9 protein-coding genes, 1 tRNA gene and 1 pseudogene are annotated in these 12,476 nt (G+C 58.7%); 3 read left to right on the top strand and 8 right to left on the bottom strand.

Annotation, left to right across the window (positions count from 1 at the left end):
- Nucleotides 1-5: 5 nt before the first annotated feature.
- The 3 genes from CBB63_RS03795 to CBB63_RS03805 form a co-directional block, all read right to left on the bottom strand.
- The gene (locus CBB63_RS03795; protein WP_286698213.1) at nucleotides 6-719 is read right to left on the bottom strand and encodes an SGNH/GDSL hydrolase family protein; all 714 of its coding nucleotides are present in this window, start codon (nucleotides 717-719) and stop codon (nucleotides 6-8) included.
- Nucleotides 720-818: 99 nt separating this feature from the next.
- Entirely contained in the window at nucleotides 819-5,351 is a 4,533-nt protein-coding gene (gene gltB, locus CBB63_RS03800) for a glutamate synthase large subunit (RefSeq protein ID WP_286698214.1), read from the bottom strand.
- Between the two features lie 57 nt (nucleotides 5,352-5,408).
- Complete coding sequence (locus tag CBB63_RS03805; protein WP_286698215.1) at nucleotides 5,409-6,842, bottom strand: NAD(P)-dependent oxidoreductase; 1,434 nt, start codon at nucleotides 6,840-6,842, stop codon at nucleotides 5,409-5,411.
- A gap of 229 nt (nucleotides 6,843-7,071) precedes the next feature.
- Here CBB63_RS03805 and CBB63_RS03810 point away from each other — a divergent pair, with 229 nt between their 5' ends.
- Nucleotides 7,072-7,875 carry an undecaprenyl-diphosphate phosphatase gene (locus CBB63_RS03810; RefSeq protein ID WP_286698216.1) on the top strand — a complete coding sequence of 268 codons (804 nt, stop codon included), beginning with the start codon at nucleotides 7,072-7,074 and terminating at the stop codon, nucleotides 7,873-7,875.
- 55 nt (nucleotides 7,876-7,930) lie between these two features.
- Here the strand turns inward: CBB63_RS03810 and CBB63_RS03815 are convergent, their stop codons facing one another.
- Nucleotides 7,931-8,914: a complex I NDUFA9 subunit family protein gene (locus CBB63_RS03815; RefSeq protein ID WP_286698217.1), complete on the bottom strand. Its 984-nt coding sequence runs from the start codon at nucleotides 8,912-8,914 to the stop codon at nucleotides 7,931-7,933.
- 214 nt (nucleotides 8,915-9,128) lie between these two features.
- Between CBB63_RS03815 and CBB63_RS03820 the strand changes: the two genes are divergently transcribed.
- Nucleotides 9,129-9,214, top strand: a tRNA-Leu gene (locus CBB63_RS03820).
- A 349-nt stretch (nucleotides 9,215-9,563) separates the two neighbouring features.
- Here the strand turns inward: CBB63_RS03820 and CBB63_RS03825 are convergent.
- From CBB63_RS03825 to CBB63_RS03840, 4 genes are all read right to left on the bottom strand, one after another.
- The gene (locus CBB63_RS03825; protein WP_286698218.1) at nucleotides 9,564-9,944 is read right to left on the bottom strand and encodes a GNAT family N-acetyltransferase; all 381 of its coding nucleotides are present in this window, start codon (nucleotides 9,942-9,944) and stop codon (nucleotides 9,564-9,566) included.
- A 100-nt stretch (nucleotides 9,945-10,044) separates the two neighbouring features.
- The gene (locus CBB63_RS03830) at nucleotides 10,045-10,278 is read right to left on the bottom strand and encodes a hypothetical protein (RefSeq protein WP_286698219.1); all 234 of its coding nucleotides are present in this window, start codon (nucleotides 10,276-10,278) and stop codon (nucleotides 10,045-10,047) included.
- 795 nt (nucleotides 10,279-11,073) lie between these two features.
- Nucleotides 11,074-11,625, bottom strand: a complete 552-nt coding sequence (locus CBB63_RS03835; protein ID WP_286698220.1) for a hypothetical protein — start codon at nucleotides 11,623-11,625, stop codon at nucleotides 11,074-11,076.
- The gene (locus CBB63_RS03840; RefSeq protein WP_286698221.1) at nucleotides 11,622-11,807 is read right to left on the bottom strand and encodes a hypothetical protein; all 186 of its coding nucleotides are present in this window, start codon (nucleotides 11,805-11,807) and stop codon (nucleotides 11,622-11,624) included. Before CBB63_RS03840 ends, CBB63_RS03835 begins: the two co-directional genes overlap by 4 nt.
- Nucleotides 11,808-11,985: 178 nt before the next feature.
- Between CBB63_RS03840 and CBB63_RS03845 the strand changes: the two are divergent.
- Nucleotides 11,986-12,476, top strand: a pseudogene (locus CBB63_RS03845) (transposase); the annotation flags it as partial.

Here is a 12,476-nt window from a genome sequence, read left to right on the forward strand (position 1 = left end):
ATGGCTTATTGTGAACGGGCACTGCGGGCGGAAATCCCTTTTGCAAGATAGGCCCCGATCAGCGCAGAGGCCTTGGGNGACGGGTGGGTGTTATCGCTGGCAAACAGGCTGGGATCCTGACGGTCGATGACGGNTTCTGAATCAAGGAATGTCACCCCCGGGGTTTGTGCCGCAAACCGCGCGATACGGCGTTCCAGCAGCACCAGATCATCGCGACAGCCTTCGAATGACCCTTTGCCNTTGCCNGCGTAATACCCCATCCACATCACCTGCGCGCCCGTGCTGCGCAAACNCGNCAGGAAGGCGGGGATTTCCCCAGTGGCGGCATCNGCNGCGATCAGCGTGTCGACNACAGGCGTGCAGGCCGCGCATTTGCAGTCGTTGANCCCCAGATCATTGGCCCCGCCGTTCACCACGATCCAGTTCCACCGCCCGCCGGGGTACTGATCCTGAATATCGAAACCGACAGCGGATAAAAGCGTGCTGTCATTGCTGAACTGTGCACCGGGGACGGCCTTGCTGACCACNTNGCGNCCNAGGCTNGCTGCCATCGCATCGGGGATCGCCTGATCGCTTGATCCGTTCCACGCCATGACGGAATCGCCAATCACCAGAATATCGCCGCCGCCCTTGGGCGCAGCATCNGTACAGGCCGCAAGCGCGAGCCCCACCAGCAAAAGCGCCATCAGCCGGACGCGAGAGGTAAGTGTTNTGATCATCCCGTAACTATAGGCCGGTTGCGGCCCCGGTAAAGCGTGGGCGACGCACAAAAGAAATCGGGCGCGAGGTTNCCCCCGCGCCCGATCTATCCGTTTTGCTTACTCCGCCGGGATCGCGTGTTCTTCGACGCTCAGCGGGGCGGGCAGATGGACCAGCATCTCTTTGGGGCAGATCTGCAGGAAGTTATCCTTTTCAATGTCCCAGTGCTGCAGGATGTCTTCGGCCTTGCGGCTGTTGGTTTCCTGCAGGTGCCGTTCAATCAGACCCTTCAGCTGGTTTTCCCAATGCTCGACCGTGACAGGGCAGGTCACCAGCGTTTCGCGGTTCAGCATTTTGTCGGCCTTGCCATCGGGGTTGTAGAGATAGGCCATACCGCCCGTCATACCCGCGCCAAAGTTCGCGCCGATCTCGCCCAGGATCACGGCCACACCGCCGGTCATGTATTCACACCCGTTGCTGCCGCAGCCTTCGATCACCACATGCGCGCCCGAGTTCCGAACGCCGAAACGTTCACCGGCACGGCCNGCTGCGAACAAAAANCCCTTGGTCGCACCATAAAGCACCGTGTTNCCGATGATGGTGTTGTCAGAGGCGACGATGGTGCTGGCCATAGACGGNCGNACGACGATGGTGCCGCCCGACAGNCCCTTGCCGACATAGTCATTCGCATCGCCNGACACTTCAAGCTTGAGCCCCGGTGCCGCGAAGGCCCCCANCGACTGCCCTGCCGAACCGGTCAGCTTGACCGTCAGGTGATCGGGCTGCAGCTGGTTGTTCATGCCNAAGTTGCGGATGATGTGGCTTGAGACGCGGGTGCCCACGGTACGGTGCGTGTTCTGCACCGCATAGCTGAGCTGCATCTTCTCGCCATCNTCAAGGAAACGCGCGGCGTCGCGCACGATTTCAGAGTCCAGCGTGTCCAGCACAGCGTTGCGTGGCTTGTTGCGGTCATANACNATCTCTGCCGCGCCATCGACGGTGATCAGCAGCGGGTTGAGATCCAGATCGTCAAGATGCGCAGACCCACGGCTGACCTGNGCCANNAGNTCNGCACGGCCAATCACGTCATCCAGGCTACGCGCCCCGATGGAGGCGAGCAATTCGCGCACTTCGGTGGCGTAGAAGGTGATCAGGTTCACGACCTTATCCGCNTTGCCGGTGAACTTGCCACGCAGCGCTTCGTCTTGGGTGCAGACNCCGACGGGGCAGGTGTTCGACTGGCACTGACGCACCATGATACAACCCATNGCGATNAGCGCGGCNGTNCCGATNCCGTATTCCTCGGCTCCCATCATCGCGGCCATCACGATGTCACGCCCNGTGCGCAAACCNCCGTCGGTCCGCANGGTNACGCGGTCNCGCAGGTTGTTCATNGCCAGAACCTGATGCGCTTCGGTCAGGCCCATCTCCCACGGCAGACCCGCATATTTGATCGAGGTCGCAGGCGATGCGCCCGTGCCGCCATTGTGGCCCGAGATCAGAATGATATCCGCCTTGGCTTTCGCCACACCGGCCGCAATCGTGCCAACGCCCGAGGACGCCACCAGCTTCACGGTCACCTTNCAGCGCGGGTTGATCTGCTTGAGGTCATAGATCAGCTGCGCAAGGTCTTCGATNGANTANATATCGTGGTGCGGCGGGGGCGAGATCAGGGTCACGCCCTTGGTCGAATGGCGCAGACGGGCGATCAGGTCGGTGACCTTCATGCCCGGAAGCTGACCACCCTCGCCNGGCTTGGCCCCTTGNGCGACCTTGATTTCAAGCTCTTCACACTGGTTCAGGTATTCGGCAGTCACACCGAAACGNCCCGACGCCACCTGTTTGATCTTGGCCGACGGGTTATCACCGTTGGCCTCGGGCACGAAGTGCGCCGGATCTTCGCCNCCNTCGCCAGAGTCGGACTTGGCCCCGATGCGGTTCATCGCGACGTTCAGGGTCTTGTGTGCCTCGGGCGACAGCGCGCCAAGGGACATGCCCGGCGTCACGAAACGCTTGCGGATAGAGGTGATGGATTCGACCTCTTCGATGGGCACTGGAGCCCCCAGCGGCTTGATATCCAGCAGGTCGCGCAGATGGATCGGCGGGTTGCTTTGCATCTTGGCGCTATATTGCTTCCACATCTGGTAGGACGCTTTGTTGCAGGCCATTTGCAACATGTGCATCGACGATGCTTCCCATGCGTGGGTCTCGCCGGATTTGCGCGCCTTGTAGAAGCCGCCGATGGGCATGACGACGCCATCCCCCTGCCAACCACGGTCGTGGACCGCTTCGGCCTTGCGTTGGATACCGGTCACACCGATCCCGCTGATACGGCTGGTCATGCCGGGGAAGTATTCCGCGCACATCGCACGGCTCAGCCCTACGGCTTCGAAGTTCAGGCCGCCACGGTAGGAGGACATGACGCTGATGCCCATCTTCGCCATGATTTTCAGCAGGCCCTGATCAATCGCCTCGCGGTAGCGGGCCATTGCGGTGGTCAGNGNCATGTCCAGCAGACCACGCCCGATACGATCNGCCAGCGAATCCTCGGCANGNNANGCGTTCACCACGGTGGCACCACAGCCGATCAGNACGGCAAANTAATGCGGGTCCACACATTCGGCCGAGCGCACNTTGAGCGAGGTAAAGGTCCGCAGGCCCTTGCGGGTCAGCTGGCTGTGCACGGCAGATGTCGCAAGNATCATCGGCATCGCCACGCGGGTCGCATCGCTGAACTGGTCGGTCAGCACGATGTGACCAGCNCCNGAGCGCACGGCGTCTTCTGCCTCGTCCCGGATGCGGCGCAGGTTTTCGCTCAGGTTGTTGCCGCCCGGCTCGAACGTACAGTCGATGGTGACGGAATTCGCGTTGAATTCGGTCATCANCTGATCGAACTGCGCGTTCGCGAGGAACGGGCTGTCGAGCACGAGGATCTCGGTCTGGGCGCTGGATTCATCCAGCACGTTCTTGAGGTTCCCGAACCGCGTTTTCAGGCTCATGACGCGGAATTCGCGCAGGCTGTCGATGGGNGGGTTGGTGACCTGGCTGAAGTTCTGGCGGAAGAAGTGGCTGAGCGGGCGGTACTGGTTCGACAGAACCGCCGACGGGGTGTCATCGCCCATGGANGCCAAGGGCTCTTTCGCATCTTCGGCCATCGGTGCGAGGATCTGCTCGAGGTCTTCGATGGTATAGCCCGCTGCCACCTGACGGCGNCGCAGCTCATCGCCCGAGAACAGGGCCTTTTCCTCGACATCGCCAAGCGCTTTGTCCAGCTCGTTGATCTTGCCGACCCATTCACCAAAGGGACGCGACGCGGCAAGCTTGTCCTTGATCTCGGTGTCGCCGAACATCTTGCCTTCTTCGATGTCGACCGCCAGCAGCTGACCGGGGCCAAGCGCGCCTTTNCGCACGACATTCGCCTCGTCCTGCGGGACCATCCCCGCCTCGGAACCCGCGATCAGCATGCCGTCACCGGTGACGACGAAACGCATGGGGCGCAGGCCGTTCCGGTCAAGACCGGCGCAGACCCAGCGGCCATCGGTCATGGCCAGCGCTGCGGGACCATCCCAAGGCTCCATCACCGAGTTGCAATAGGAATACATGTCGCGCCATGCCTGAGGCAGCTCGACCGCCTGCTTTGACCAGCTTTCAGGCACCAGCATGGTTTTCGCCATCGGGGCCGAACGACCCGCGCGCACCAGGACTTCGAACACCGAATCCAGCGCGGCAGAGTCGGACGACCCCGCGGCGACGATCGGTTTGATATCTTCGGCCATGTCGCCAAAGGTGCCCGAGGCCATNCGGATCTCGTGGCTTTTCATCCAGTTGACGTTACCCTTGAGCGTGTTGATCTCGCCGTTNTGGGCCAGCATGCGGAAGGGCTGCGCCAGCCACCACTGCGGGAAGGTGTTGGTGGAATAGCGCTGGTGATAGATCGCAAACGCGGATTCAAAGCGTTCGTCCATCAGGTCGGGGTAGAAGTTGGCAACATCCTGCGCCAGCATCATGCCCTTGTAGATGATCGACCGGCAGGACATCGACGCGATGTAAAGCGTCGGCACCTGAGCCGCCAGCGCGGCTTTCTCGATGCGGCGACGGATGACGTAAAGNTCGCGCTCGAATGTTTCCTCGTCCACGCCCTTGGCGTTGGAAATCAGGATTTGTTCGATCTCGGGACGGGTCGCGTTGGCCTTTTCCCCCAGAACAGAGGTNTCNACGGGCACGTGGCGCCAGCCGTAGATATAGTAGCCCATCCGCAGCACTTCGGTTTCAACGATGGTCCGGCAGGTTTCCTGCGCGGCAAAGTTGGTGCGCGGCAGAAAGACCTGACCGATGGCGATCAATTCGCCTTCGCGGGGGCTGTGACCGGTGCGACGCACCTGATCNTAGAAAAAGTTGACGGGGATCTGCACGTGGATGCCCGCNCCGTCGCCGGTCTTGCCATCGGCATCCACCGCACCACGGTGCCAGATCGCCTTGAGCGCCTTGATCCCGTTTTCGACAACCGCGCGGCTGCTGGAGCCGTCGATGTTCACAACAAGACCCACCCCGCAGGATGAATGCTCTTCTTCTTCGGAATACAGACCGTTTTCTGCCATGAAGGCGCGTTTTGCTTCTTCGCGTGCTACCCAGGCGTCATCATATTTGGTCATTTGGAATCTCCTAAATCGGGCGCGCCCGAGGCGCGAAATATCAGTTGAAAGGGGCGCTTATTCGGCCGCGATGGCCACGCTGGCCCCCATCTTTTCAAGGATCGCCTGCGCACAGTCGCGCCCGTCCTTGATGGCCCAGACCACCAGCGACGCACCGCGCACGATATCGCCCACGGCATAGACGCCATCCAGCTCGGTCGCGCCNGTGATATAGTCGGCCTTGACCGTGCCCCAACGGTTGACCGGCAGCTCGGGCGTGTTCCACAGCGTGGGCAGGTCTTCGGGTTCAAAGCCAAGCGCCATGATCACAAGATCCGCCTCTTCGACATAATCGGCACCCTCGATCACCTCGGGGGCCTGACGACCCGAGACATCAGGCGCGCCAAGACGCATCTTTTGCACGACGACGCCGGTGACCGGATCACCGACGAACCCTTTGGGCGCGGACAGCCATTCGAAGACCACNCCNTCTTCCTCGGCATTTTGCACTTCGCGTTGCGAGCCGGGCATGTTGGCGCGGTCACGGCGGTACAGACATTTGACCGAGGTCGCCCCCTGACGGATCGANGTCCGTACACAGTCCATCGCGGTATCNCCGCCGCCGATCACGACGACACGCTTCCCTTCGGCATTGAAACGGCCGGAATCGAATTCCTCTACCTTGTCGCCAAAGCTTTTNCGGTTGCTCACGGTCAGGAAATCAATCGCGCGCTCAAGGCCAACGCCGCCCACGCCGGGGGCCTGAATGTCACGTGTTTTATAGACGCCCGTCGCGATGATCACGGCGTCATGCTTGGCGCGGATATCGGCAAAGCTGATGTCGACGCCCACATCGCAGTTCAATTCAAAGTTAACGCCACCTTCGGCCAGCTGGTCGTTGCGGCGCATGACCACATCTTTTTCCAGCTTNAAACCGGGGATGCCGTAGGTCAGCAAACCACCCGCGCGGTCATAGCGGTCATAGATGGTGACCTGCACACCCGCGCGGCGCAGCACGTCNGCNGCGGCCAGACCACCGGGNCCCGCGCCGATGATGCCAACGGATTCGGCGCGTTCGGTCTTGGGCTTGATCGGCTGCACCCAGCCATTTTCCCACGCGGTATCGGTGATGTATTTCTCNACCGANCCNATGGTCACNGTNCCGTGGCCNGANTGTTCNATCACACAGTTNCCTTCGCACAGACGGTCCTGCGGGCAGATNCGNCCGCANATNTCNGGGAANGTGTTGGTGGCCTGGCTGACCTCATAGGCCTCTTGCAGACGCCCTTCGGCGGTCAGGCGCAGCCAGTCAGGAATGTTATTGTGNAGCGGGCAATGGGTCTGGCAATAGGGAACGCCACATTGGCTACAGCGGCTGGACTGCTCCTGCGCTTTCTCATCCGCGTANTCCGCATAAATCTCTTTAAAGTCTTCACGACGCAGATTCGGCATCCGTTTTTCGGGCATATCCCGGGANACCGTTGTAAACTTGAGCATTGGCTGCTTTGCCATCTTGGATCTCTCCGCCTGAAACACGTTGCTGCCCCCTCATACACAGGCCCCAAACGATTATAAAGGCAGNATTGCTGACCTATATGCGGTTTATTTCATATCAGCNCCGATATTTCCGCAAATTTACCATATATTTATGTCCGATTCGGACCCAACAACGGGCTTCCCTTCCAGCCCGCCAAAGTTATATGCCTATGCCATCGCCAATGACCCAAAGGCCGCCCCCCTTATGACCCTGTTCCAACTGCTGCTTGTCGCAATCATTCAAGGTCTGACAGAGTTTCTCCCTGTCTCTTCCTCGGGTCATTTGATCCTGCTGCCAACGCTGACCGGCGGGCCGGATCAGGGGCTTGCGATTGATGTCGCGGTGCATGTGGGCACGCTTCTTGCGGTCGTGCTCTACTTCCGGTCNGAGGTCGCAGAAGCAACAATCGGGCTTGGTCGCCTGCTGCGCGGCAAGATGGACACCCCCGGCGCAAGGCTGGCCGCCCTGCTGATCCTCGCAACACTTCCGGTGCTGGTCGTCGGGCTGGCGTTCAAACTGCTGGGGATTGAGGAAATGCTCCGCTCTGTCGCGGTGATCGGCTGGACCATGCTGCTTTTCGGTATCGTGCTTTATTGGGCGGATCGCACGGGGCGCAGCGATCGGGATACTGGCGACTGGGATATCAAAGGTGCCGTCTGGATGGGTCTGGCGCAGGCGCTTGCGCTGATCCCCGGCACATCGCGGTCGGGCATCACCATCACCGCCGCCCGCAAACTGGGCTATGACCGCGCCAGTGCCGCAACGCTGTCCATGTTGATGTCGATTCCCACGATCCTCGCTTCTGGCGCGCTTTTGTCACTGGATGTGATCGGGCAAGCCGACGCCCAGCTCGCGCGCGACGCGTCGATCGCGGCGGGCTTCGCCTTCGTCGCCGCACTGTTGGCACTGTTCCTGATGATGCGCCTGCTGCGCAGCGTGAATTTCACCCCTTATGTGATCTACCGCATCCTGCTGGGGGCAGCGCTGTTGGTATACGCCTACAGCTAACGCAAAAGGCCCCGCCGTCGCCGGCAGGGCCTTTCCAAATTCGACATCGAAATCGTTAGGTCCGCAGGTTCTTCGCGGATTGCTTGATCTCGTCATACTGGCCCGAGGGGCGGAACCGCCACAGGTACTCGGGCAGGACGGAGCCCATGGACACGGGGCTGATCCCCAAAGCATCAAAGCCCTGCGCCCCCTCGCCCACGACATTATCATGCGCCAGGTTCTTGACCTGATCACGGGTCAGCGTGTTGTTCTTGACCAGGCCGAGCGTCACCGATTGCAACACATCAAGGCCAAAGGCGATCACCTTCGCCACGAAAGTCGGCAAGGCGACAACCATGCGGCGACGGTTCACCACGTCAAGCATACGCTGCATCAGGCCGCGAAAGCTTTCGACCTCGGGGCCACCCAATTCGTAAATACCGGCAGGGGCCTTGCCTGTCACCGCAAGCTCCGCCGCGTGGGCCACGTCATCTACATAGACGGGCTGGAACAGCGTATCCGCCCCCACAGCAGGGATCGCGGGGCTGATCCGCGTCATACCGGCGAAACGGTTAAAGAAGTCATCCTCGGGGCCGAACACGATCGAGGGGCGCAGGATAACAGCCTGCGGCATATGCTTGAGCACACCGGCCTCCCCCATCGCCTTGGTCTGGGCATATTCGCTATCCGCCTCGGCATCCGCCCCGATGGCAGAGATTTGCACCAAACGCGCGATCCCTTCGGCGGCGGCCAAGCGCGCAATGCGTTCTGCGCCGTCGGCCTGAATGGCGTCAAAGGTGTTTTTCCCCGCCTCGGCCAGAATACCGACGCAGTTCACCACCGCATCAGCGCCCTGCAGCGCATCGCGTACCGAAGCGTCATCACGGATGTTGCAAAAGACCGGTTCGACCTGGCCGACAGTGCCGTAGGTGCGCACAAACAGCGCCTCGTTCGGGCGACGCACCGCGACGCGCACCCGCCACCCCGCCAACGCCATGCGACGAACGATATACCGCCCCACAAACCCGGAGCCGCCGTAAACCGTGACCAGCTTTGCCATGATGATACCCCTGACCAGAAAATCTAGCGCTACAGATACATCCAGCCCCCCTCGGGAACAAGCAGCAATTCCGGCAGAGATCNCCTCGAAAGCCCGACCCACCGCACCAAACCTCGGTTTTCCGGATTTATTTTAACGCCGTTTCATTTTGTTGCGAGAATCCAATTGACACCCCCGCCCCACAACAATAAACGCTCCCTCACAACCCCCCTGTGCCCAGGTGGCGGAATGGTAGACGCGCTAGCTTCAGGTGCTAGTACTGGCAACGGTGTGGAGGTTCGAGTCCTCTCCTGGGCACCACTAAACCCCGATAAGACTTTGATCTATTTTGTTTTTTTGACATCAGTCAATTAGAGATCCACCCCGCAATCCACCCCACAGCCTCCTTTAGACGCGGCATATGCGCTCATTGTTGGGATTGCAGCTTGGAAATCGTTCAGCGAGTTAGTGTGTCATTACGTCCGCACCAGCACCTTCGCCATAGCTGACGCCGAGCATTCGCGCGCCGTGTGTCACACATCTGTCTTAGGCTGATGCGCCTAGCTAGCGACGCTAGCTAGGTTAAAACTGACCTCACGACCGCAACTGGGCTGATTAAGGGGGAATTAGCTAGGCTTTGGGTGCGCGGCAAGCCGCAACACTTCCAGCTTCAAGACCTTACGATTTCTAGGATATTCTCAATAGGATAGAGCATCTTGGGCTGACTGCCGCCTTCTGAGTATTCCTCGAACCCCAAGCTTTTATAAAAAGCGGTAGATTCACTATCGACCGACTGGAGGGTCAGTGCATAGAACCCAGCATGTTCTGAAATGCGCGCAACTTTTTCGAAGACTTCCATCAAAAGATAGCGACCAAGACCTTGCCGCTGATAGGTTTTGTCGACTGCTAAATAGCTAAGATGCACCGCGGGAAAAGCGATGTGGTTTTGAAGATGCCTTAGCTTGTCACGCGGGAGACTCGGCACAGTGTCCGAACCCAACTGCAAGGCAAAGTAACCAACGCAGTTGGGCGAACTATCAATTGTTGCCACGGTTACCCGCTGCTCCAATCGCGCTTCGGACTTTTTAGCACGATTCTTTAAAAACCGGTCGAGAGGAACTTGCCCGCAGTTAAACCGGTTTACGACACACTTAGAGTTGTACGGGTGAAGCCTCACGGCCTCCAGCCTGAACGGCTTGGTTTCGGCAGTTCTGAATAGCTTCATAGTTTCGGCGCATCTCTAAGATTTTTGCGTTTGGGCCACCGCTTTGATTCTTGACACGACGGACAAACTCAAAGGCCTCTCTTCGATTGCGAAACTTCAGCTTGCCATTTTTCCGCGCCTGGCCGTTCCAGAAGGCCATAAATCCGTCAATCACAGTCATCGGTTCGCCTCCTATCAGCTGACTTTACAGAAGTATTTATACCCCTATTGAGGTGATACTTAGGTTTTCACACCATTCTAGCAAGATTGGAAGAGTCAAATCTGCAACACTTCTCCGCTAGCCGAGCATGCTAGAAAATGAAGATTTAGTCTTTTCTGTAAGTACTTGCAGCTTCATTATTGTCGAAGAAAATCTTCTGACGGAAAAAATTAATTATGGAGAACTGGCCACCACCAAAGGTGGATCAGCGGGAAACGACCGTACATCAAACCACTTAAATCTTGTCCCGTCCGAGTTCCTCTGATCACCCATAACAATCTGGGCTTGGTTTGCGCTGTTTCTAATAAGCCCAGCGCGAAAAGCCCTCAAGTCGATCAGTGACCACGGTTCCAAGCATGACTGATCAGCGCTTGAATGGCCGTAAAACATCCAGTCGCCATTACCGTTCACGATTTTGGAAAGTTCGGTCTGTCTGCCAGACGCTACAGCCGAGCGTACGGTGAACTGATGGGGGTACCGGCGAGCATAGCCAGGACGACGCACACGGGCTGCTACGCGCATGTCACGGGCATCCAGCATCATTAGGTCCGTGGCTTCCATGTGGTCAAACGGATCTGGGGAGGTTTCCAAGAGGTGCCCGCCGATTAGCTGCTTTATTTCAGGCAAGAACCTGTCAGACCAGTTTCTGTTGGTGGCATAGCAGTTCATCTTTCACAGTCTCCATTGCGGCCCCCACCGCGATGCCCGCGCCTCGTGATTGAAGCGCGGGCGAAAGTGTATGGTTCAAATTTCAGGTTAGCTTTCGCGTGGCTTCGCAGCGACGTATTCGCTGCGCTTGCGCAGATAGTCAGCAACCGCTCGGCGTGCCTGAGTGTATTGCTCACTTTGAACGCCACCGGCGCTATCGATTTCGGCCCACTCAAGCATTGCTGCGGCGTCTTCGTGGGTAGACGGGTAGCTATTGGCAATCTCCACGCCAACGGCCTCAATCTCGCTTTCCAGCGCAGCGAACTCGCCAGCGTCGTCGTCACCTTCAATCTTGGCGATCCGACCTTTTAGAGCCTTCCAGTGGTCCAAGCGGCTGCCAACTGTTTTATCCGCATCAACGTAGACCTCACGAACTCCTGCCGCACGCTCAATCCTATCCAGATCATCAAATAGGCTTTCAGCAATACTGCCCATCACCCCGAAAAGTTCGGTGTAGCCCACCTTCTGCAAATCAACGGCAACTGTCGTATCGCTCGCTGCCATACCCACGCGGGCCAAAGAGTAGAGGCTATTGATCCCCGTTAGCAGGCGGCGGTCTGGAGTGTCTGGCAAATCGGCGTCTAAGATTGAACGTGTCATGCGTTGGCTCCCCGTTCAAAATTCGTGCTGTCCAGCGCACCGGCGAGGACGTCAGCGGCTTTCACGGATTGACCGCAGAGAGTGTAAATCGCGTTGTGCAGATGGCTGGATTCCGTTGTCTGATCGATCAAGATTTCCAGCCCTTGCAGCAACCCGTGCAGTACCGTGGCAGCATCCTGCATATCTTGGCGGGTTTGAGCTCTTTCGTGGTCATGATGTGTTCCTTTCATTGGGTTCTGGTGATTATGGCCCCCGCAGATCACCGGAGACGGGAGCGGGCTGAGGCATCCTGATCAGTGGACCTGTCGCGGTTTGATGCCGCTCCTTTGATAGCATCCACTGCAACAAAGGAGACTAACTATGGGACTGAAACGCACAGATGAATTCCGCGCTGATGCGGTGCGTATCGCGCTAACCAGTGGACTGACGCGCAAACAGGTGGCTGATGATCCATTGCCCGGCAGNGTATTGCGCAGCAATGTCCCGAGAGGGTGGGCGTCGGCATGTCGACGCTGAACAAATGGATCACTGCACATCGAGACACGGATGTGGTGTCAAAAGAGGATCTTAGCCTTGCCGAAGAGAATGACCGTTTGCGTCGTGAGAACCGCATTCTCAAGGAGGAGCGGGAAGTGTTAAAAAAGGCCACGGTGTTCTTTGCGAGCCAAAAGCCGTGAGGTTTAAGTTCATTGAAGAACACCGAACAACATTTTCCATCAATCTGATGTGCCGGGTTATGGCAGTCAGCCCGCGTGGTTTGCGGGCGCATCGTAGCCGTCCAGCCAGCCGCAGGCAGCGGTCTGATTTGGTCACGCTGGCCAATATCCACTGCCCGGCAGGGCATCACGCAG

Source organism: Sulfitobacter sp. TMED3 (assembly GCF_002167505.1).
GTDB lineage: Bacteria > Pseudomonadota > Alphaproteobacteria > Rhodobacterales > Rhodobacteraceae > Sulfitobacter > Sulfitobacter pontiacus.

What these genes read in the sequence shown, in the direction of transcription:
- CBB63_RS03830 (WP_286698219.1), bottom strand. Translation starts at nt 10,278, where the DNA reads ATGACTGTGATTGACGGATTTATGGCCTTCTGGAACGGCCAGGCGCGG.
- CBB63_RS03835 (WP_286698220.1), bottom strand. Translation starts at nt 11,625, where the DNA reads ATGACACGTTCAATCTTAGACGCCGATTTGCCAGACACTCCAGACCGC.
- CBB63_RS03815 (WP_286698217.1), bottom strand. Translation starts at nt 8,914, where the DNA reads ATGGCAAAGCTGGTCACGGTTTACGGCGGCTCCGGGTTTGTGGGGCGG.
- CBB63_RS03840 (WP_286698221.1), bottom strand. Translation starts at nt 11,807, where the DNA reads ATGCAGGATGCTGCCACGGTACTGCACGGGTTGCTGCAAGGGCTGGAA.